Source organism: Rariglobus hedericola, assembly GCF_007559335.1.
In the GTDB taxonomy this organism is placed as follows: Bacteria; Verrucomicrobiota; Verrucomicrobiia; order Opitutales; family Opitutaceae; genus Rariglobus; species Rariglobus hedericola.
Genome location: NZ_VMBG01000001.1, coordinates 1,127,562 through 1,149,396 on the forward strand (window position 1 = coordinate 1,127,562; position 21,835 = coordinate 1,149,396).

A 21,835-nucleotide genomic window follows, 5' to 3' on the forward strand; every position below is an offset into this window, starting at 1 on the left:
AATGAAAAAGTGTTAGCTAAAATGGACGCGACGGCGGCTCACACCGGCATGCGCATGAGTTCCTGGTAGGATTCGACGACCTTGTTGCGCGTCTCGACCATCAGCTGAAAAGCCACGCCGGCCTCCTGCATCGCGATGACGCTCTGATGGAGCTGGTCGCTGTCGCCCATCAAAACCTTGCGGGTGATGTCGGAGGCTTCGCGCTGTTTGGTATCCACGGCGGAGACCATTTTATCGAAGACCGAACCGAAATCGGCGGGCGCGGCCCCCGATGTGCCGGCCGGAGCATCGGGGCGCAGAATTTGCGTCGGAGCCTCGGCGCCGCCCGCGCCGGGCAGGCGTTGAATAAAGGCCGAGGGGAGATTTCCAATGGAGCCGATGAGTGCCATGATAACGAGGGATCGCAGGCCGGTTTATTTTCCGATTTCGAGGGTTTTCATCGCCATCTGACGGGCGTTTTTCACGACCGAAAGATTCGCCTCATACGCGCGGGATGCGGTGATCAGATCGACCATTTCAAAGGCGAGATTCACGTTGGGCATCTGCACCATGCCATCCGCACCGGCATCCGGATGCTGGGGATCGTAGATGCGCTGGCCCGGGGTCTTGTCGGTGGTGATCTGGGCCACTTTCACCGACTGGAGGGACTGACCCGCCGCCTGCTGCTGGCGCATGAGCTGGGTTTCAAAGGAGACTACACGCCTCTGGTAAGCACGACCATCGGGACCACGGGTCGTCTGGGTGTTGGCGATATTCTGCGCGACAATATCAAGGCGGGTCTTCTGGGCGTTGAGCGCGCCGGTGGTGATATCGATTCCGGAGATAAGATTCATGATCGCAGGAGTTGAATTTCAGGATGAATAACGGGATCAGCCGGCACGACCGGTGATTGCGAGGCGCAGCTGCTTGATGTTTCGGCTGATGACCTCAGAGAGAAAATCATGCTCCACCATGTTGCGGTTCATCTGGAGCAGCTCGCTGTCGATCTGAACGCTGTTGCCGTCGGGACGCATGCTGCGGGCATTGGAGTCCTCGGTCAGCCGGGCTTCCAACCGCGTCGCCGCAGTCATATCGCCGGCGTTGATGCGCGAACGAAGTTCGGTGGCGAAATCCGGAGCCACATCGATGCGGCGGTAACCGGGTGTTTCCGAGTTGGCGATGTTCGAGGCAATGGCTTCCTGACGCAGCACCGACACATCAAGCAGTTTGCTCGCGAGCTGGTAGTTGGGGGACTGGAAAATCGGATCGACCATGCACGGGCTGTAATGCAGCGGACATGCCACGACCGATTAACGTTTTTTTAATCACTAATAATCATAATCTTAAAAGTTAAAAAATCCATTCGTCCCCCAAATCAGAAAGCCTCCTCCTCGTGACTGGCAGGACATCGGCAAAATCTGCCTCGGGATAATTTGCTGATAAATTACGCTTCATTTTCACGGGCCGAGTCCGATCAACCATTCAACTCCCTATGCTTGATCGTGATTATGAATTTATCCGCGGCCTGGTTTACACGCACAGCCGCATCAACCTGGGTGCCGACAAAAAAGAGCTGGTCTCGGCGCGTCTGGGCAAGCGCCTGCGCGCCACCAATCTGACGACGATAACGGACTACTGCCGTTATCTCCAAGGCCCCAAGGCAAGCGATGAAATTTCCCACCTCATCGACGTCATCTCGACGAACCACACTTATTTCTTTCGAGAAAACGCCCACTTCGATTTTCTCACCCAGACGGTTCTCCCCGAGTTCATGAAGGCTCGGCTACCGCGTATCAACATCTGGAGCGCCGCGTGTTCGTCAGGCGAAGAGCCCTACACGCTCGCGCTCCTCCTCGAGCAGTATTTCAGCCAGCACAGTCCCCGCTGCCCGTGGCAGATCGAGGCGACCGACATATCCAATCCCATTTTACTCAAGGCACGCGCGGGCGTGTATAAGACGGAAGCCTTGGATAAAATCTCCCCGACCCAGCTGCGCACCTATTTTAAGGAAGGCACGGGCGCGCAGGCGGGAACACATCAGGTGAAGCCCTCACTGCAGGAGCATATTCGTTTTCGTCAGCTCAATCTGCTCGGTGCATCGCTGCCGTTTTCGGAGCCATTTCAGATCATTTTTTGCCGCAATGTCATGATCTACTTTGACCGGGCGACACAGGAGGAACTGATCACCCGGTTGACTCGCCTGCTGATGCCCGGCGGCTACCTGCTGGTCGGTCATTCGGAGAGCCTCACGAGCATAAAACACTCCCTGCAACCAGTCCGGCCCGCGGTTTACCGCCGCGTCAAATAGCATCGGCCTCCGCCCCATGAGCCCGCCCAAGATTCGTGTGCTGATCGTGGATGACTCCGCCGTGGTGCGGAAACTCGTGACCGAGGCGCTCGCGCATGATCCAGCCATCGAGGTCGTCGGAACCGCTGTGGATCCGATCATCGCACGCACCAAAATCGAGCAGCTCAATCCCGATGTCATCACGCTCGACATCGAGATGCCGCGCATGGACGGGCTGACTTACCTGCGAGAAATCATGGAAACCCGGCCGCGACCGGTGATCATCATGAGTTCGCTTTCCAAAACCGGCTCCACGCAGGCGCTCGAAGCCTTGCGTCTCGGCGCCGTCGATGTGCTGGGAAAACCCGGCGGCGCGTATTCGTTTGGCGATCTCGGCCCCCAGCTCTGCGAAAAAATCAAAGCCGCCGCCGTGGCTCGTTTGCGCCCCAAGGAGCACACGCCGGCGCTCGCAACCGCACCCGCCTCGCTTCGCACCACGGCTGCCACGGCAATAAATTCCGGATCCACCTCCCCTTCCCCCCTGACCGCACGCGAGGTGGTTGCACGGATTCCCCTCAGCACCACGCATCGCCAGCACCATCCACGTCGCATCATTTTGCTGGGTGCTTCCACCGGAGGCACTGAAGCGCTGCGCTCCGTGCTCACGCGTCTGCCCGCAGGACTTCCCGGCATCGCCATTGTGCAGCACATACCGCCGGTATTTTCCAAAGCCTTCGCCGATCGCCTCAACACCTTGTGCGCGTTTCCCGTGCGCGAAGCCGTCGATGGCGACCGCCTCACGCCAAGCCTCGCGCTGATCGCTCCCGGCGGCCGTCACTTGGTTCTGCAGTGGAGCTCCGACGGCTACCGCGTGCGGCTCAGCGACTGGCCCGCCGTCTGGCACCAGCGCCCGGCCGTCGATATCCTGTTCAAATCGGCGGTCGAATGCGCAGGTCCCCAGGCGATTGCCGGCGTGTTTACCGGCATGGGCAAGGACGGCGCCGAGGGGCTGTTGCGCCTGCGCGAAAAAGGTGCACTGACCTTCTCGCAAGACGAGGCCAGCAGTATCGTTTACGGCATGCCGCGCGCAGCGTGGGAACAGGGCGGTTCTCAAAAACAGATCAGCCTGCCGATGGCCGCCCAACACATCGTATCGCTGGTCGAAACCACTTCAGCCGCGCCCCCGATGGCGGGCGACGCCCATCCCGCCTGAAATTATCCTCATTTTTCCCGTTATCCGCGCGCAACTGTGCCGATAAAGAGGCGAAACCATCCGTGCTGATTTCCACTTTATGAACCCGTCCGGTGATCCACATTCTCCGCGTATCCTTGTTGTCGATGACGAGGCCATCGTCTTGGGCGCGCTCAAGGAAACCCTCGAGCGCGACGGGCACCGGGTAACCGCCACCACCAGTCCGATCCGCGCGCTCGAGATGCTGCGTGACCAGGATTTTGCGGTGATCCTTTCCGACCATCGGATGCCCGAGATGATGGGTCTCGATTTCCTGATCGAGTCGCGAAAAATCCGCCCGAACGCCTCGCGTATTCTCATCACCGCGGTGCTCTCGCTGCCCACCATTGTGGAGGCGATCAACAAGGGTGAGATTTTCCGCTTCGTCGCCAAACCGTGGCTGCGCGAAGAGCTGGCCGCGACCATCCGCAACGCATTTCAACGCCACCATCTCGTCAGCGAAAACGAACGCCTCAGTGCCCAAACGCAGGAGCTCAACTCGCGCCTGATGGTCGCCAACGCCTCGCTCGCCCGGCAGGTCAAGGACCTCGAAAAACAAAAGTCGGCCCTCGACGCGGCCAATCAGGATCTCGCCACCAGTTACGACCACTCGCTCGATCTGTGCAGCCGTATTCTCGCGACGTATGACCCCTATCTCGGAGGCCAGACCAAGGCCGTGGTGGAGATCGCCCAATGCATGGCGGACACCAATCACTTCACCGATGGTGAACGTCACGCACTCCGCACCGGCGCGTGGCTGTGCGACCTCGGGCTGATCGGCATCCCGCGCGAGTTGTTGCGCGCTTTCCGCACGCATCCATCGCGCCTCACCGAGCGCGAGCGCGAGAGCATTCAGACCCACCCGATCTACAGCCAGACGCTCGCCTCTTACGTCGACACCAATCCGCTGGTGGCGGAAACGATCCGCGCCCACCACGAGCGTTTTGACGGCACGGGTTTCCCCGACGCCTTGCGCGCCCAATCGATTCCCTGGCCGGCAAGGTGTCTTGCCGTCGCCGTGTGTTTTGTCGAAAGCGGCCTGGCCAAGGAAAAAGCCATCGAAGCGATTCTTGCCGAGTCGGGAAAAGCCTTCGATCCCGAGGCCGTGCGCCTGTTTCTCAAGGTCACCCACCTGGTTCAACTACCACGGCAGGTGCACGAGATCATGCTCGAAGAACTGCAACCCGGCATGGTGCTCGCCAACGGTCTTTACAGTCCGCACGGCCTGCTTCTCGTCGGTGAAGGCCAGACCTTGAGCGCCAGCACCATCGCCAAGATTCGTAATCACAATCTCATCAGTGCGATCAGCCAGCGGCTGCTCGTATATTCCTGATACACCAACCATTTCATGGCGGGCTCCCCCACTATTTCGATGCTGTTTGCGCAGCGTGTGGTCATTGGCGTCGGCGACATCGCCGTTTCCAACAACAACATGGTCACGCTCACCACCTACGCGCTGGGATCCTGCATCGGAGTCGTTGCCTATGATCCCGTGAACAAAGCCGGAGGCATGTTTCATCTGATGCTGCCGGACTCGTCGATCTCCGCCGAGAAAGCCTGCAAGCAGCCCGCCATGTTTGCCGATACCGGCCTGCCTCTTTTTCTCCGTGAACTCGCCGGTGTGAAGGCCGACCGCAATCGCATCAAAATCTACCTCGCCGGAGGTGCCTGCGTGCTCAGCGGTCCCGACACTTTCAAGATCGGCGAACGAAATTCCGTCGCGATCAAAAGCCTGCTGGCTGCCCAGGGACTTCGCATAACGGGCTCCGATCTGGCCGGCACCTTGAATCGCACCTTGCATCTGGAACTCGCCACCGGACTGCTCACGGTTAAGCTTCCCGATCGGTGCGAAAAGATCACCCTCAACTGAGGGCGCGTCAGACTCCGGCGTGATCTGCGCGTTTAAAACGCCGGCAAAAAAATCCGCCTTAGAACGAGAGCTGCCCGTAGGTCAGTTTCTCCTTCATAATCCGGCTCGCGCGATCGAAGATCACCGGCAATGCGGACTCCAGCAACGCATTCGTAATGCCCCATTCCGACAGCAGTGGAGCATTCAGATTAAAGAGGAATCCATCATCGCCGACGCCGGGGCCCATCGAGGTCGCCAGAAACTTCGCCGCATGCACATGCACCAACAGTGGCAGTGCGGCCGCGGGCGCACTCGCCGTCGGCGGATTATATTGCGCCACCGCGATCAGCACCTCCGGAAAATTCCAGCGACGCAGCAGCATCGCCCCGACCTCCGCATGATTGTAACCCAGCACGGATTTTTCCGCCTCCAGCCAGGTGATGCCCTGCGACTCCTGACGCTCGCGAATCTCTCCAAAATGATTCGCACAGCTGTAAGCCACCGCCAGCTTGCCCACTTCGTGCAGCAGACCCGCCGTATAAGCCGTCTGCGGTTCAACGCGTCCGGTCTGTTCGGCCAGGTATTCCGCCGCCACCGCCGTCACGAGTGAGAACCGGCAAAAGTCGCTCGCCTCCCAACCAAAGCCTTTCACTGGGGTGTTCATCCACCGACCGGTCAAAGCCAGCGCCGCCAGGCGGTAAATCTCGCGCTGCCCCAGTCGTTGAATGGCGTCGCCGAGGTTATCCACACGATTATGCCCCGCTGAAAAATAAGCGGAGTTCGCCAGCCGCAACGTGGATACTGCCAGCGCCGTATCCAGTTTCACCACCGACTCGAACTCGGCCACGGACGAATCTTCACGCGACAGCACGTGAAGGATGCGTGGGATCAAAACCGGCGCGGCCGGAAGCCCGAGCGCCTGGGTGCAAACTTCGGCCAGAGTGGGAATCATGGGAATGAGCTCAGGCGGCGATCAGCGACGGGAGATCCAGAATAAGCGCGATGTTGCCATCACCGAGAATCGCGCCACCGGCGATGCCGGGGAGATTGGCGAGATAACCACCGAGGTTCTTTACGACCACCTCCTGCTTGCCCACCAATTCGTCCACCAGCAGCGCGGTGATGCGATCATGCGTCTCGATAATCACGAGGATACCGCTTTCCGGATTCTCGATCGCACCGGGAATCACAAATTGTCGATGCAAACGGCGGACCGGAACGATGTGTCCGCGGTGATCAAAGACTTCTCCACGACCATGCACCGTGATGATCGACTCCTTGTCGGGACGGAGCGCCATTTGCACGCTCGTGCTCGGGAGGATAAACCGGTCCATGCCCACGCGAACCACGAGTCCATCGATAATGGCGGTCGTCAGAGGAAGCTTGATTTTGAAAGTCGTGCCTTTTCCCAGCTCCGTGAGGATCTCGACCTTGCCGCGCAACTTGTCGATGTTGCGCTTCACCACGTCCATCCCGACGCCTCGACCGGAGACGGAGGTGACTTTCTCCGCCGTTGAAAATCCCGGCGCGAAGATGAGCTGTAAAATCTCATCCCGTCCCGGCGTTTCATCCGCCGACACGATACCTTTCTCGATCGCCTTGCGAAGAATGCGTTCGGGATCGATGCCGCGACCATCGTCGATGAGCTCGATGATGATATGAGAACCTTGATTGTAGGCCTTCAAGCTGAGCGAGCCCTGCTCGGACTTTCCGGCGGCGATGCGATCTGCGACGTTCTCAAGTCCGTGGTCGAGTGAATTACGCACCATGTGCACGAGCGGATCGGCGATCTCCTCGACCACGGTGCGATCCACCTCGGTGTCTTCACCCTCGGTTTGAAAAACGACTTTCTTGCCAAAATCCCGGGCCAGATCACGGGCCAGACGTTCCATTTTTTGGAACGTGGGTTTGATCGGCATGAGACGCAGCGACATGGCGTTACGCTGAAGCTCCTTGGTGATTCGGCCAAGTTGGGCGATGTTGCGCGAAAGCGGCGAATTGGGATCGGTCTGCCCCCGGGCGGACTCCGCGATCTGGCTCTGCACGATCACGAGTTCGCCGACCACATTCATCATCGAATCCAACTTCTCGGTGTTGACGCGGACGGTGCTCGAGGAGCCATTCCCGCGTGCTCCGGAGTTCGCCGTATCCACGGCGGTCAGCGGCAGCGGAACGCCATTTCCCATTTCTTCAGCCGGCGCACCGGTCATGGAAATCACCGGAGCCAGTGTTTTCACGGGAGCAGAGGAACCAACGGGTGGAACCGGTGCCGCCACGGAGGCCACGGGATTTTTAACCAAGGCTTTCACTGTGCGGATCAGATGACCGACGGGCACGATGACCGTGGGCGTTTTCCCCTTTTCCAAGGCAACCGTGATCTGGCCGATCATAGACTGCACGGCATCGCGACTCTGGAGCACGGCGGTGACAATCGTCGGGTTAAGCCGCAGTTCACCATTACGCGCAAGATCCAGCAGCGACTCCACTTCGTGGGTCAGCGTGTGCATCGGCGTGAGATGCAGAAAACCCGACACCCCCTTGATTGTATGGAAAGAACGGAAGAGCTGGTTCAGCGCATCACGATCATCGGGAGTTTCGTCCAACTTGAGCAAAGACGACTCGATTTGCGCGAGATGGTCGATGGCCTCGGCGTGAAACTCGGTCAGCAACTCCGCGTTTTCAGCCATGTTCAAATCAAGCACTTGTTCTTGAAAGGGAACTTCGGTTTCAACGGCGGCCGGCGATACTCCGGCGATGCCTTGGCCTTCGTCGGTCGATTGCCACACTGGCACCTCTTGATCCGCAACGCGCGCCTCGATGGCGGGCCTTAACCACGCGAGCAGCGCGTGCAGCGCATCCAGCGTGCCTTGATCAAACGGCCGGGCGCTGTCGAGCAACGCATCCAGACGGGCACGAAGCGCAACCGCGGGCCCATGTAACGCCGCATCATCCTCGGTGGCCGTAACCAGATCCGACATCAGGCTGTAAGCTGGAATGAGACCGTCATCGCGCCCCACCCTGGCCAGGGAAATCTCCGCGGTCAGGCGGTTGCAGGCGTCATCCAGAGCTTGGTGATAGTGTTCGGAAATAGGCATAAGGAGACAGGGATTTATCCCATCTCATTCGTCGCTTTGTGGGAAAAGTTTACCCCCTTTCTATGAATAATTTCATCCGCCGGCATTAAGAAAATCCTCTGCCGTGACGTATGCACCCACACGACCCGCCTCGTCTTTCATCGGGAGCCACACGTCGTCTTTCACACTCACCTCAAGCCACTGTCATGAAAAACTGGAGCATTAAAAACCGTATCATCGCCGGTTTTGGAATCATTTTACTGATCACACTTATCATCGGCGTATTTTCGTATTTTCGCCTGATGATCATTGATCGTAACAAGCAGGCGCTGACAGAGCGCAGCCTGCCGCTCACGCTCGCGCTCAATCGCATCAACCGCAACGTCACGATCAACAGCAGCCTTGTTCTCAAGCACATCCTGACCGTCGAACCCGACCGCATTGCCGAGATCGACAGCTTATCGAAGCAAAATTCCGCCGAGATCAACGAGCTCTACAAGATCGTTGAAACCAGTAATCTGTCCGCTGACGAACGAGCTCTTTACGAGAAAGCCGTCGCCGAGCGCAAAAGCTACGTGAAGGCGCGCGAAGCCGTCTATGTTCTGAGCCGGGCCAATAAAAACGAAGAGGCTTTCGCCGTTTACCGCGAACAGATGGAGCCCGCCTACAAAGCCTATTCCGGAAGCGTCAATGCCATGGTTGACCACTACGAAGCGGCCGGTCGCACTGCGGGAAATAATATCGATAAAGCCATCACCTCGTCGGTCCGCTTCAGCACCGCCGGAGTGGGCACCGCCCTCGCGTTGGCGTTGCTCACGGGCTTTATAATCATTCGCGGAGTCAATCATCGCCTGCTCACGGCCAGCACCACGCTTGAAAGCGGAGCGTCACAGGTCGCCGCCGCCGCCGCCCAAGTCTCCTCGTCCAGCCAGGCTCTCGCCGAAGGTGCCAGCGAACAGGCCGCCAGCCTCGAAGAATCCAGTGCGTCACTCGAAGAAATGTCGTCGATGACCAAGCGCAACGCCGAGAATGCCCAGAAGGCCCGCGAACTCTCCTTGCAAACCCGTGCCTCCACCGAGTCCGGCGCCGGTCGTGTCGACGAGATGCACAAGGCCATGCACGCGATCAAAGCTTCGTCCGACGACATCGCCAAGATCATCAAGACCATCGATGAGATCGCCTTTCAGACCAACATCCTCGCGCTGAACGCCGCGGTCGAAGCCGCCCGTGCCGGCGATGCGGGCGCGGGTTTCTCAGTCGTAGCCGAGGAGGTTCGTAACCTCGCGCAACGGTCCGCCACCGCCTCGCGCGAAACCGCCGGCAAGATCGAATCCGCCATTCAAAAAAGCCAGCAAGGCGTGTCTCTCGCCGATGCTGTTTCGCAGGCTCTGGGCGACATTCTCGAAAAAGCACGCGGCATGGATTCGGTCATCGCCGAGATTGCCCAGGCTTCGAACGAACAAAGTCAGGGCATCTCGCAGATTAACATCTCCATCACCCAGATGGACCAGGTCACCCAGTCCAATGCCGGTAACGCCGAGGAAACCGCCGCCGCCGCCGAAGAACTCAATGCCCAATCGCTCACGTTGCGCGAAGCCGTCGGTGATCTTCGCAGACTGATCGGCGGCAAAACTCCCGCCGGGGATCAAGCATCCGCTAACTCCGGTTCTCACGACCGCCCGAAGCAGCCAGCCAGACTGGGTGGGCGCCTCGGAAAACCCTCCTTTTCCAAGCTCTGATAAACCCTCTCGTAACCAATTAATCCTATGAAAACGACACTCCAAGCACCCTCCGCCACCACGACCAACTCCGGAAAATACCTGACCGTGGTTCTTGAAAACGAAGCCTACGGCATCGCCGTGCTCAAGGTTCGTGAAATCATTCGCATGCAGAAAATCACCCCCATCCCGCAGATGCCTGAATTCGTGAAGGGTGTTATCAATCTGCGCGGTCGCGTGATCCCGGTGCTCGATTTACGCGTGAAATTCGGCCTGCAAGCCTCGTTCGCCGAACGCACCTGCATCGTCGTGGTGCAGGTCACGCTGCCGGCGTCCGTCGTGCAGATGGGCCTGATCGTCGATAGCGTAGAGGAAGTCGTCAGCCTCACCCCGGCTGAAATCGAGCCCACGCCCGACTTCGGCACACGTATCGACACGACCTACATTCTCGGCATGGCCAAGATCAAGGGCATCGTGAAAACCCTCCTGGATATCGATCGCGTCGTGGCACCGGACACCATGGAAGCAATCGCCCGCAGCGCCGCGGCTTAAACAAAACCGCGTCTGAAAGCCTCACGGCCGAGGTTTTCTCCACGCCCGGACTGAGCCCTACTCAGTCCGGGCGTTTTTATGCCTGAGTTACACCTTCTGAATCCGGTTTGGCTGGATCAACTACTCTCGCAGGCCTCAAACCGCGTAAACGCGGCGCGCAACGCATCAATTTTTAGAGGCTTGGTGAGATAATCATTCATCCCGGCACTGATGCATTTTTCACGATCTTCAGGCATTGCGCTCGCGGTCAGGGCGATGATCCAAGGCTGGTGAACCGGATTCAATTCCGTGCGAATCGCACGCGTGGCGTCGAGACCGTTGAGCTCCGGCATGTGCCAGTCCATAAAAACGATTTCGTAATCCCGGCTGCGCAGGGCCTCAAGCGCCTCCAGTCCGTTGCGCGCGACATCGGCGCGATGTCCGAGATTCGAAAGCATCGCCACCACGATCTGCTGGTTGATGCGTTCGTCATCCACGACGAGAATACGTGTGACCAGGGTGCGACCGGTCGGTGCAGTCGGCACCACGACTTCACGGGGCTTTTCCGCAATACCGACGACGAGCGAACAGCGGAACACCGAACCAACGCCCACCGTGCTCTCGAAGCCGATCTCACCATCCATCAACTCCGTGAGCCGGCGGCAGATCGCCAGCCCCAACCCCGTGCCGCCGAAGCGTCGCTGGGTCGATGCGTCGAGCTGGCTGAACGGTTTGAAGAGCAACGATTGCTTCTCGTGCGGAATTCCCATGCCGGTGTCGCGCACCGAAAACTGAATCCGCATCTTTCCGGGCACCGCATAAGACAGACGCGTGACGTTGATCGCCACTTCACCGCGCTCGGTGAACTTGATCGCATTGCTGGTAAAATTACCCAGCACCTGGCGCACGCGGCCCGCATCGCCCATGACCATCTCGGGCACATCCGGATCAACCGTCATTTGCAAGCGGAGCCGGCGCGCCTGCGCCCTTCCATAAAAAAGCTGCAACGTCTCACGCACACAGCGGCTGGGACTGAAGGGGATGTTCTCCAGCGTAAGCTGACCTGACTCGATCCGCGAGAAATCCAGCACGTCGTTGAGAATTGCCAGCAAGTTGTTTCCCGAGTTGCGGATCGTCTCCAGCGAGTGGCGCTGTGAGGGCGTTAGCTCGTCTTCCAGCAACAGATCCGTGGTGCCCAGCACGCCATTCAGCGGAGTGCGGATCTCGTGGCTCATCATCGCCAGAAAGTTACTCTTGGCCTCATTGGCCGTCTCTGCACGAAGCGCGAGGACATTGGTGCGGTCCATCGCATCGAGCAACTGCGCATTGGTCTCCTGCAAACACGCCTGCGACTTTCTAAACTCCATTTCGATGCGCAGCTGGTTGCGGATTTCCTCGGCCATTTTCGCCTGAGACTCCATGACGATGCTTCCGCTTTCCTGAAGCATCGCCTCAAATTTCTGCGTCTTTTTTCTCTCCTGCCGGAGGGCCTGACCCATCGCTTTCGCGCGCAATAGCATCCGCGCCCGTTGTCGCTGCCAGCGCGTTTTCCCAAGAACGAAACCCGCCGCGCCCAAGGTCAAAACGCCCAGCACCATCGCAGACGCCGGCATTCCTGCCATCAGGGCCGCGCCCACCAAAATGCCGCCGCCCGTCAGCGATGACCACACTTCGGTGTGCAGCCCCAGGACTGGCACCAATAAAAACAAGGCTTCGGGCCGTCCGCTCGCGTGAAAACTCATCGCCCCCATCACCCCGGGAGCCACCGCTTGAATCAACCGGGTGAACCGTGAACTCGGTTTCCAATGCCCCGCCACCAGTGTCGTTGCGGTTAAGCCCGCGAGGAAAGCCGGTGGCGTCCAGTCGTGAACGAACCAGAGCGAACAGGCCGTCGATCCCACACCGGTCAGCAGCAACGCCGGACGAAGCAGCCGATTCGAAAACCGCATGTAAGCCGCATGGCTGTGGACACTCACGTTACGCAGATCGGCATCGTGAAAATCGGGCACGGGCATAGCACGTTCAACAGGGCTCATGGACCTCTGCTAGATCGACCCGCCTGTTCAAAACTTGAACGAAGAACGTTGGGTTCAACGCGATGTAACGGCGGGTTTGTCCAGCACTTGGCGCAAGGCTTCCCCCAGCGTGGCCAGACTGAACGGTTTGCTCACGATGGCCGCGTCTCCAGCCTGCTCGATGTCTTGGCGCAGTTCCGGTGGCACGTGTCCGCTCGCGATCACGATACGGGTCGACGGACGCGCACGACGGACATATTCACGCACCTGCAAGCCGCTCATCCGGGGCAGATCGAGATCGAGCACGAGCGCATCCACCGGTTCTTTATGGCCCATAAGAAAGTCCAGCGCCTGTCCGCCATCCTCCGCGCAGAAGACCCGGTATCCGCTGCTCTCCAAAGTCGCGCACAACAAATTGCGAACGCCCTCCTCATCCTCGACCACCAGCACGGTTTCCGTCCCACGAGGAATCAGCGCCGACGAATTTGCCTCGATCACGCCCGGCGTCTCCCCTTCCCGTTCGAGCAAAGGCAGGTGAATCATGAACGTCGTCCCCTTGCCCGCTGCGCTCCGCACATCGATCAACCCTCCGTGTTTGGAAATAATCCCGACGACCACCGCCAGTCCGAGTCCGGTGCCTTGGTTTTTATCCTTCGTCGTGAAAAACGGTTCAAATATCCGCGCGCGCACATCGTCGCTCATGCCGCAGCCGGTGTCGGCCACTTCAATCGTCACATATTTCCCGTGCACATCGGCTCCCTTGCAGGTGATCTCCGAGCCGGCGTGCAAGCGCGTGCGCAATGTGAGGGTGCCGCCGCCTTTCATGGCATCGCGGGCATTCACGCATAGATTCATGACCACTTGCTGCAGCTGGTTGGAATCGGCCCTCACCATGGGTAGCGACGGCAGCGTCTCCACCACGAAATCGATGTCGCGGGGAAACGTCTCTCTGAGCAGTCGCAAGATGTCTTCGACCAGTTGGTTCAATTTCACCTGCCGCACCCCGTCCTCCGGCTTTCGACTAAACGAGAGAATCTGACGCACGAGCGCCGAAGCACGGCTGGTCGCATCGTGGATCTCGCGCAGATAACGCGTGAGCTTTTCATCCGTGGCCGGCACACGCAGTTGCGACATTTCGCAAAAGCCGCTGATGATCGCCAGCAGGTTGTTGAAATCGTGGGAAATGCCGCCGGCCAGCGTGCCGAGAATCTCCATTTTTTGAGCCTGGCGCAGCTGGGCTTCGAGCAACTTTCGATCAGTGATGTCTTCGCACAAACAGAGCAGGTGCGTGACCCGGTCGCGATGATCGTGGATCGCGGAAACCTGCGCCGATTCCCATCGCGCCTCACCGCGTTTCGAAATCGATTGGAACTCGCCGCGCCAGGTCTTGCCGCTTTGCACGGTTCGCAGGAACGCGCCGTAATCCTCATGATTGGTGAAGCCCGTGCGGAGGACTTCGATACCTTGCTCGAAGATCTCCTCGAGTGTGAAACCGCTGACCTGCGTGAAACGCGGGTTCACATATTCCACGCGCCCATCCGGCATCGCGAGCACCACCGAGAGCTGGGTCTGCTCGACGATACTGGCCAGCTTTTGAAAATGTTCCTCGGCCAGCCTGCGACGGGTCACATCGCGACCAATGGCTCGCGTGGCCACGATCGAGCCCGATGCCGTGCGCACGCCCTGCTCTTCCCAGGATAACCAGCGCCAGCCTTGCGCCGTCATCCAACGATGCTCGTGCGCGACTTGATAAGGCGGCTGCCCGAGACGGCCCACGGCTTCCCGCCAGCCCAGAATGTCATCGGCATGAATCAATTCCTCAGGATCGCGTCCGGTCCACTCATCAGCGGCGGAACCAAACTTGCGCGCAAAGGCCGAGTTCACCGCGAGCAACCGGCCATCCGGTCCGCGCAGCACCGCCAGCTCCACGCTGTCGCTCCACGGCGCCAGCCACTCCGCATGCACACCGGTTTCACCAGTGGTGTTCAACGTGATCAAACGCAGTTTGGTGCGCCGCGTGCCGGACTCCAGCGTATGCAGGCGCAACGTCGCGGAGACATCGGACGGGCGCGTGATCTCCACCCACGGGCGTCCGATCAATTCCGCCAGACCCAACCCGAGTAGCGCCCCCGCGCGGGGCGTGGCGGCGCTCACGCGCTCGTAGGCATCGAGCAGGAGAATGGCATCCTCCGCGTCATTGATGACCGGGGCGGACATGACTCAGATCAACCCGCTCACGATCGCGGGGAGTTGTCGCATGCGGTTCAGCAGCGAGGCCTGCGCGAGTAGCGATTCACGCTCGTTGTCACCGTAAAGAATTTTCCATCCGGGCAACTGCAGCCAGGCTTCCTCGCTGAGGGCGGGCACATTTTCAAACCCACCGCGGATTCCCGCCGTGCGCACCACTTGATCGGCGATCTGCACGGCGGCCGTAAAATGCGCACTGTCGCCCCCCGCCGCCGGATTGTTGTGGTGAAGCACCGCGTCCACGATTTCGGGCGCGAGTTGATGGCGCGTCAGATAATAACCGCCCGCACGCGCATGATCCCAGCCGATCAATTCGCGCTCGCGTTCGCAGACGGCGGCGGTGCCGGAATATTCGCCCTCCACGATGCGCCCAAACTCGTCGGGAAACGTCGAAGCGAGGATGACTTTGCCCACATTGTGCAGCAGCCCGACGATGTAATCCGTATCGTCGTCGATATGAAAATTCGTGGTCGCGAGGATCTCGCGTGTCATGATCGCCGATCCAATGGAGTGCTTCCACAAATCGCGCCAGGGCAGCCGGAGATGGGTGCGGTTGATCTTCTCCAAATCCTCGATGACCGGCGTGGCCATGGACAACTCGCGGATCTGGCGAAGACCGAGATAAAAGACGGCCTCCTCGATGTTGTTCACCTTGGCGCTAAGACCAAAATAAACGCTGTTTACCATGCGTAACAAACGGGCCGTCAACGACGGGTCGCGACGGATGATCTCCGCGATCTGGCTGGTGATGCTTTTCTCGGATTTCACGAGGCCGGCGAGCGCACTGTTGATGCTCTGCAACGAGGCAAGCTTCGGACAGGCGTCGATGCGGCGCATGATATCCTGATCCGAGTAACGACGTCGGTCTTCAGATGGCAAAAGGGGCGCGGTCATGGATAACACGGGAAAGAAAATACACGTCGGTATACCCCTCCTCAATCGACTGAATCCGCCCGAAATTTAGGGTGTTTTTCACGAACGGACGGGATTTTTTATCCATCGAAAAGCCAGGAAATAACTTTAGTGCGCAGTCGTTGCAGGTTACTCAAATCACCGGAACAATCCGCCGGTTTTCGAATCCGCTAAACTCAAGCCATCACCCCTTAAATCATGCCCACCGTCCTGGTTATTTTGCCCGAAGGTTTCGAGGAATTGGAAGCCGTCGCCCCCATTGATGTTTTACGACGCGCCGGAGTCGAAGTGACCGTGGCCGCTCTGGGCGACAACCTCGCGGTCCGCGGGCGCAACGCCATGACGCTGCTCGCCGACACGACACTGGCCGCGGTGGGCACCCGGCTGTTCGACCTGCTTTTCCTGCCCGGAGGCCCCGGCGTAAAACTCCTGCGGGCCGATCCTCGCGTGCGCACAACCGTGCTCGCCCACCAATCCGAAGATCGCTGGCTGGCCGCCATCTGCGCGGCCCCCACCGTGCTGCACGATGCCGGCTTGCTGACCGGTCGCCGCTACACCGCCCATTTCTCGGTGGCCGATGAATTGCCCTCCATACTCACCGCAGAACGCACCGTTGCCGATGGACGTCTGCTTACATCGCGCGGCGCGGGCACGGCGACGGATTTTGGACTCCTGCTCGTCGAGAAGCTGACGTCCCCCGAAAAGTCGCGCGAAGTCGCCCAATCCATTTGCGCTTAATCACCGTATTCTGCCAAAACAAAGGCATTGCCGAACATACTCGCATTTCGTCAATTCATGCAGCGACTAGGGGTTTAACCCTAGTCGCTGTTTTTGCACATGGTGCCCACGCATACGCATTCTTCATCGGTTGCTTCCACGGGAAGTGACGGGGCGAAGCCATTACAATTTCACAAACCATGTGTGGAATAGCAGGTTACATTAACCCAGAGCTAGCACCGGTCCTGCGTGTCGAAGCCGTTGAACGCATGAATGCCGCCATGCTCCATCGCGGCCCGGATGACGCCGGCGTGGAGTCTTGGGGTGATGCGACCCTCGGCATGCGGCGTCTGGCGATTTTCGACCCGGCGCATGGCCACCAACCTATGAGCACGCCGAATGGCCGCTGGCATCTGGTGTTTAACGGAGCCATTTATAATTTCCGGGCACTCCGCGCCGAATTGGCGTCGTCGCACGATTTCAAAACCGAGTGCGATACCGAAGTTCTCCTCGCGGCCGTCGCACGCTGGGGCCAAGGCGCCCTGCCCCGTCTCCGCGGCATGTTTGCCTTTGCGGCCTGGGATTCACTTGAGCGCAAACTGCTGATCGCCCGCGACTCCTTTGGCATCAAGCCGATCTACGTTCACACGAAGCCGGATGGCAGCCTGCTCTTCGCCTCGGAGCTCAACGCGCTGCTGGCCTCGGGCTGCGTCGCCGGTGACATCGATCCGCAGGCCGTCAGCGACTACCTGTCCTGGCTGTCCGTCCCTGCTCCGCGCACGATTTACCAGTCGGTGAAAAGCCTGCAGCCGGGCGAATGCGGCGTGTGGCAAAACGGCCGCCTAACAATCACCGCCTACGACACCGCTCGCTCGCTGTTAACTCCGCCGGCCGGCTTTACCGCCGCGCGTTCGAAGCAAGAGTTCACCGCCGGTTTGCGCGCCCAACTCGAAGACACGGTGCGCGCACACATCGTCGCCGATGTGCCGGTCGGGGCGTTCCTCTCCGGCGGACTCGACTCAACCGCACTCGTCGCGTTGATGACCCGGCTCAGCGGCGCACGACTGAAGACCTTCTCGATCGGTTTTGAAGACGCCGGTTATTCCGAGGCCGAAGCCGCTGCGAGCAACGCCCGTTACCTCGGCGCGGATCATCACGCTTCAGTGCTCACCGGTGCACGCGTCGCGACCGACATCAGCACGCTGATCGCATCCCTCGATCAACCCACGGGTGACGGCATCAACACTTATTACGCAAGTCAGGCCGCTCGTGCCGGAGGCGTCACCGTAGCCCTTTCCGGCCTCGGCGCCGACGAGCTGTTCGGCGGCTACTCCTCGCTCGGAAACACCTTCCGCCTGGACCGCTGGTTACCCGTATGGAACGTAGTGCCTGGACCGATACGCAGCGCCCTCCTCACCCGCTGGGATCGTGGCAACACCCGCTCTCGCAAACTGGCCGATACGTTGCGCCACGCGAACTCACCGGCCTCGCTCGCACTGCTGCAACGCCGGGTATTCGCCGAGTCCACCCGCCGGTCCCTGCTCGCATCCGGCATCGCGTCGGCCTACTCGCCACACGCAGCTGAGGCCGCGCTCGCCGGTGACTTGCGCGACGCCAGTCTCTTCTCCGTGGCCAGCATGGCAGATGTGCGCGGCTACATGAGCGACGTGCTGTTGCGCGACAGCGATGTGATGAGCATGCGCCACTCACTCGAGCTCCGCGTGCCCTTCGTCGATCGCCCGTTCGTCAACTGGGTCAGCTGCCAGCCCGCGGCATTTAAACACACACCTAAGCAACCCAAGTCAGCGCTCGCTGATGCCCTGGCCGACCTGTTGCCGCCCGATTTGCTCACCCGCAAAAAACGCGGCTTCACCCTCCCCTACGCCGTCTGGATGCGCGGGCCGTTGAAACCGTTTCTCGAAGACACGTTCTCCTCCGCGAGCGTGGGCCGCAGCGGCCTGTTCGACGCACCGGCCGTGCAGGCCCACTGGCAAAGTTTCCTCGCTGGCAACGACACACTCGAATGGTCGCGCGTGTGGTCGCTGGCGATTCTCGTCGCGTTCATCAACCGGCCACGGCCTGCTTCCGCATGAATACGCTGCTGCTCGCCCCCGAGCTGTTTACGACCGACAGCGGAATTCCCCGCATTATGCGCCTCTACCTGAAGGCCGTGTGCGAGCTCGCCGAAAAAAAAGAGCGCGTGCGTTTCGTCACGTTGAATGACGTCTCCGTCGACTCCGCCGACCTTCGTCCCTACACAACGCCCGCCTCACTCGAACAATGGGAAGCCTGCGGCCGGGACAAACGCCGATTCATTCGCTCCACACTGCGATTAAGCGCCGGCGTAAAGTTGATCATCTGCGGACATGTCGCCCAGTTACCCGTCGCCTGGCTGGCGAGTTGGTTACGCCCGGGACTTCGCTATGTTCTGGTCGCGCACGGCATTGAAGTCTGGCGATCGTTCAACTTCTGGGAGCGTCGCGCCCTCAAAGGCGCCTGGTGCATCTTTTGCGTGAGTGAGTTTACTCGCACCGAGCTATTAAAAAACATCCCGCTGGATCCATCGCGGGTGATCGTTCTCCCCAATGCCCTCGACCCCGAGCTCGATAAAGACCGGGTGGATTCCGCATCGATCACCACCAGCCAGCCCGTGATCCTTACCGTATCCCGGCTATCCTCCACCGACCGCTACAAAGGCATCGATCACTTGATCGAGGCCATGCCCGCGATCCTCAAAACCGCCCCCGCCACGAAACTGCGAATCGTGGGCCGCGGCGACGACTCGCCCCGACTGCAATCACTGGTGCGCGACTGCGGAGTTTCCTCAAATGTGGAGTTCGCCGGATATGTGGACGACGCTCAACTCCGCCACGAATTCACCCGCTGCACGCTCTTTGCGCTGCCGAGCGAAAAAGAAGGTTTCGGCCTCGTGTATCTTGAAGCGATGGCCCACGGCAAACCCTGCATCGCCGCCAACGCCGGCGGCGCCCCCGAAGTTATCACCCCGGAAAGCGGCCTGTTGGTTCCTTATGCGGATCACGACGCGCTGGCGAAGGCCTGTAGTGAAGCCTTGCACCACGAGTGGTCTGCAACCGCGATCCGCGCCTGCGCGGAAAACTACTCGTATCCGAAATTTAAATCCCGACTATCCTCCTTGCTGTCGACATGAGCACGCCCAATCCCAGCGAAACCCTCGTCATTGAAGCCGGCCGGGCCGAACGCCATTATTGGCGCGATCTCTGGCGTTACCGAGAGCTGACTGAGTTTCTCGCCTGGCGGGATATCAAGGTTCGCTACAAGCAGGCTTCGCTCGGCATCGCCTGGGCACTGCTTCAACCGGTCGTCACGCTCGTGGTTTTCACGTTTGTTTTCGGGCGTCTCGCCAAAATGCCTGATGGCGGCATCCCTTACCCGTTGCTGGTTCTAAGCGGGCTTCTGCCTTGGCAACTCTTCTCCTCGGCGTTCAGCAACGCCAGCAACAGCCTGGTCAGCAATACGCACCTGGTATCGAAAGTCTACTTCCCGCGCCTGCTGATCCCACTGTCTTCGATCATGGTCGCGTTAATCGACTTCGCGATCGTAATCGCCCTCTACGCGCTGCTAGCGCTCTGGTTTGGCCTCATCCCGGACTGGCGCATCATCGCCCTGCCCTTTTTTATTCTGCTTGGGCTGTTCGCCGCGTTGGGGGCCGGACTTTGGCTGGCCGCACTCACCGTTAAATTTCGCGATTTCCGTTTCATCGTGCCATTCATTCTCCAAGTGGGCCTATTCCTATCCCCGGTCGGCTTTAGTGCGGCAAACCTGCCGTCTTGGCGCTGGCTCATTTCCATCAACCCGGTTGCCGGCGTAATCGATGGTTTCCGCTGGAGCCTTCTCCAAGGGCAGCAATCGATCTACATGCCAGGTCTATTCATGTCGGTGGGCATAACCCTCCTGCTCGTGTGCACCGGGGTGCGCTATTTCCGCAAGGTCGAACGCTCCTTTGCCGACATCATCTAATCCATGAGCACTCCGATGATTTCCGTAAAAAACCTGAGCAAACATTACGTGCTCAGTCACGACGCGGGCCATGATACTTTGCGTGATCAGATTGCCGGCTCCGCCCGTAATCTCTGGAAAATGCTGGCCCGCAAACAGGCCGGCCAAGCGACCAACGCAGACGATTTTTGGGCGCTCAAGGATGTTGCCTTCGACATCGCCCCCGGCGAAGTCGTCGGCGTTGTCGGGGGAAACGGCGCAGGTAAATCCACGCTTTTAAAAATCCTCTCACGCATTACCGAGCCAACATCCGGCAGCATCACGTTGCGTGGCCGCGTGGCTTCGTTGCTTGAGGTCGGCACAGGTTTTCACCCGGAACTCAGTGGCCGCGAAAACATTTTCTTAAACGGCGCCATCCTCGGGATGAGCCGGGTCGAAATCCGTCGTAAATTCGACGAGATCGTCGCCTTTGCCGAGGTGGAGCGTTTCTTGGACACTCCCGTGAAACGCTACTCGAGTGGCATGTATGTGCGCCTGGCATTCGCGGTCGCAGCTCATCTTGAACCCGAAATTCTCATCGTGGACGAGGTGCTCGCCGTCGGCGACCAGCAGTTCCAGAACAAGTGCATCGGCAAGATGCAGTCGATCGCCCGCAACAGCGGACGCACCGTTCTATTCGTCAGTCATAACATGTCCGCGGTGCTCAGTCTCTGCAGTAGAGCCTTGTTGCTAGAGCAAGGGCGTCTCTTGATTGACGGTCCGGTAGACCAAGTCGTCATGCGCTATATGCAGCGAACCGGATCCTCTAACGGACGATATGTGAGCACGCGTCCCGCCGGCAGTCTGCCCATCTCCATACGGTCCGTTGAAATCCTGGACAGCCACGGACATGTTTCTCCGGCACTTGATAACGGCCGGCCCATCACCGTTCAAATCGAGTTCACCCGCTCCGCTCATTTTACCGACCCGCTGATTCCTTCTGTCGCATTCCAGACACCGGCCGGCATCAAGGTCTTCAACCATCACAGTCAGCTGAACCAGCAGGTATTCACGTCCCTGCCCGAACACGGAACGATCCGTTTCCAGATCGAAAAACTTCCGCTCCCCGGTGCGTCCTATTATGTTTCGGTCTTTTTCGTGGCACGCGGCCGTATCGTCGATCAGGCCGAGAACGCCTTGGAAGTGCGCGTGGTGGACGGCGGATTTTACGCACAGGACGGAATCAATGAAGGCGCGCACGGTCTGGTTCTGGTCGAGGGAAAATGGTCCGCAAGCTGAGCGTCGCATCCCATTTCGC

General features: G+C 59.5%; 19 protein-coding genes. 11 read left to right on the plus strand and 8 right to left on the minus strand.

Features of this window, described 5'->3' with window-relative positions:
- Positions 1-38: 38 nt before the first annotated feature.
- The 3 genes from fliE to flgB are packed head-to-tail and all read right to left on the minus strand — an operon-like array spanning position 39 to position 1,283.
- Positions 39-389 carry a flagellar hook-basal body complex protein FliE gene (fliE, locus tag FPL22_RS04970; RefSeq protein WP_144229001.1) on the minus strand — a complete coding sequence of 117 codons (351 nt, stop codon included), beginning with the start codon at positions 387-389 and terminating at the stop codon, positions 39-41.
- A 24-nt stretch (positions 390-413) separates the two neighbouring features.
- Positions 414-833: a flagellar basal body rod protein FlgC gene (gene flgC / locus FPL22_RS04975; protein WP_144229002.1), complete on the minus strand. Its 420-nt coding sequence runs from the start codon at positions 831-833 to the stop codon at positions 414-416.
- Positions 834-869: 36 nt separating this feature from the next.
- Positions 870-1,283: a flagellar basal body rod protein FlgB gene (flgB, locus tag FPL22_RS04980; RefSeq protein WP_238991314.1), complete on the minus strand. Its 414-nt coding sequence runs from the start codon at positions 1,281-1,283 to the stop codon at positions 870-872.
- 188 nt (positions 1,284-1,471) lie between these two features.
- Here flgB and FPL22_RS04985 point away from each other — a divergent pair, with 188 nt between their 5' ends.
- From FPL22_RS04985 to FPL22_RS05000, 4 genes are all read left to right on the plus strand, one after another.
- The gene (locus FPL22_RS04985) at positions 1,472-2,287 is read left to right on the plus strand and encodes a CheR family methyltransferase (protein ID WP_144229003.1); all 816 of its coding nucleotides are present in this window, start codon (positions 1,472-1,474) and stop codon (positions 2,285-2,287) included.
- A gap of 16 nt (positions 2,288-2,303) precedes the next feature.
- Entirely contained in the window at positions 2,304-3,479 is a 1,176-nt protein-coding gene (locus tag FPL22_RS04990; RefSeq protein WP_144229004.1) for a protein-glutamate methylesterase/protein-glutamine glutaminase, read from the plus strand.
- A gap of 79 nt (positions 3,480-3,558) precedes the next feature.
- Positions 3,559-4,830, plus strand: a complete 1,272-nt coding sequence (locus FPL22_RS04995; protein WP_144229005.1) for an HD domain-containing phosphohydrolase — start codon at positions 3,559-3,561, stop codon at positions 4,828-4,830.
- 15 nt (positions 4,831-4,845) lie between these two features.
- On the plus strand, positions 4,846-5,367 hold the full coding sequence (locus FPL22_RS05000; protein ID WP_144229006.1) for a chemotaxis protein CheD: 522 nt from the start codon (positions 4,846-4,848) through the stop codon (positions 5,365-5,367).
- A gap of 58 nt (positions 5,368-5,425) precedes the next feature.
- Here FPL22_RS05000 and FPL22_RS05005 read toward each other — a convergent pair whose 3' ends face one another.
- The gene (locus FPL22_RS05005) at positions 5,426-6,298 is read right to left on the minus strand and encodes an HDOD domain-containing protein (RefSeq protein ID WP_144229007.1); all 873 of its coding nucleotides are present in this window, start codon (positions 6,296-6,298) and stop codon (positions 5,426-5,428) included.
- A 10-nt stretch (positions 6,299-6,308) separates the two neighbouring features.
- Positions 6,309-8,441, minus strand: coding sequence for a chemotaxis protein CheA (locus tag FPL22_RS05010; RefSeq protein WP_144229008.1), 2,133 nt, complete (start codon positions 8,439-8,441; stop codon positions 6,309-6,311).
- Between the two features lie 185 nt (positions 8,442-8,626).
- Between FPL22_RS05010 and FPL22_RS05015 the strand changes: the two genes are divergently transcribed.
- Positions 8,627-10,159, plus strand: coding sequence for a methyl-accepting chemotaxis protein (locus FPL22_RS05015; RefSeq protein WP_238991315.1), 1,533 nt, complete (start codon positions 8,627-8,629; stop codon positions 10,157-10,159).
- A 27-nt stretch (positions 10,160-10,186) separates the two neighbouring features.
- Positions 10,187-10,690, plus strand: coding sequence for a chemotaxis protein CheW (locus FPL22_RS05020; RefSeq protein ID WP_144229010.1), 504 nt, complete (start codon positions 10,187-10,189; stop codon positions 10,688-10,690).
- A gap of 116 nt (positions 10,691-10,806) precedes the next feature.
- Here FPL22_RS05020 and FPL22_RS05025 read toward each other — a convergent pair whose 3' ends face one another.
- The 3 genes from FPL22_RS05025 to FPL22_RS05035 are packed head-to-tail and all read right to left on the minus strand — an operon-like array spanning position 10,807 to position 15,825.
- Positions 10,807-12,705 carry an ATP-binding protein gene (locus tag FPL22_RS05025; protein ID WP_144229011.1) on the minus strand — a complete coding sequence of 633 codons (1,899 nt, stop codon included), beginning with the start codon at positions 12,703-12,705 and terminating at the stop codon, positions 10,807-10,809.
- A 54-nt stretch (positions 12,706-12,759) separates the two neighbouring features.
- Positions 12,760-14,901: a hybrid sensor histidine kinase/response regulator gene (locus FPL22_RS05030; protein WP_144229012.1), complete on the minus strand. Its 2,142-nt coding sequence runs from the start codon at positions 14,899-14,901 to the stop codon at positions 12,760-12,762.
- 3 nt (positions 14,902-14,904) lie between these two features.
- Positions 14,905-15,825, minus strand: a complete 921-nt coding sequence (locus tag FPL22_RS05035) for an HDOD domain-containing protein (protein ID WP_144229013.1) — start codon at positions 15,823-15,825, stop codon at positions 14,905-14,907.
- A 216-nt stretch (positions 15,826-16,041) separates the two neighbouring features.
- Here FPL22_RS05035 and FPL22_RS05040 point away from each other — a divergent pair, with 216 nt between their 5' ends.
- The 5 genes from FPL22_RS05040 (at position 16,042) to FPL22_RS05060 (ending at position 21,816) form a co-directional block, all read left to right on the plus strand.
- Positions 16,042-16,581 carry a DJ-1 family glyoxalase III gene (locus FPL22_RS05040; protein WP_144229014.1) on the plus strand — a complete coding sequence of 180 codons (540 nt, stop codon included), beginning with the start codon at positions 16,042-16,044 and terminating at the stop codon, positions 16,579-16,581.
- Between the two features lie 179 nt (positions 16,582-16,760).
- Positions 16,761-18,653, plus strand: coding sequence for an asparagine synthase (glutamine-hydrolyzing) (gene asnB / locus FPL22_RS05045; RefSeq protein WP_144229015.1), 1,893 nt, complete (start codon positions 16,761-16,763; stop codon positions 18,651-18,653).
- Positions 18,650-19,729 (plus strand): glycosyltransferase family 4 protein, encoded by a 1,080-nt coding sequence (locus FPL22_RS05050; protein WP_162525195.1) that lies wholly within the window; start codon positions 18,650-18,652, stop codon positions 19,727-19,729. Before asnB ends, FPL22_RS05050 begins: the two co-directional genes overlap by 4 nt.
- Positions 19,726-20,559 (plus strand): ABC transporter permease, encoded by an 834-nt coding sequence (locus FPL22_RS05055; protein WP_144229017.1) that lies wholly within the window; start codon positions 19,726-19,728, stop codon positions 20,557-20,559. Before FPL22_RS05050 ends, FPL22_RS05055 begins: the two co-directional genes overlap by 4 nt.
- Before the next feature lie 3 nt (positions 20,560-20,562).
- Complete coding sequence (locus FPL22_RS05060; protein WP_144229018.1) at positions 20,563-21,816, plus strand: ABC transporter ATP-binding protein; 1,254 nt, start codon at positions 20,563-20,565, stop codon at positions 21,814-21,816.
- Positions 21,817-21,835: the final 19 nt, after the last annotated feature.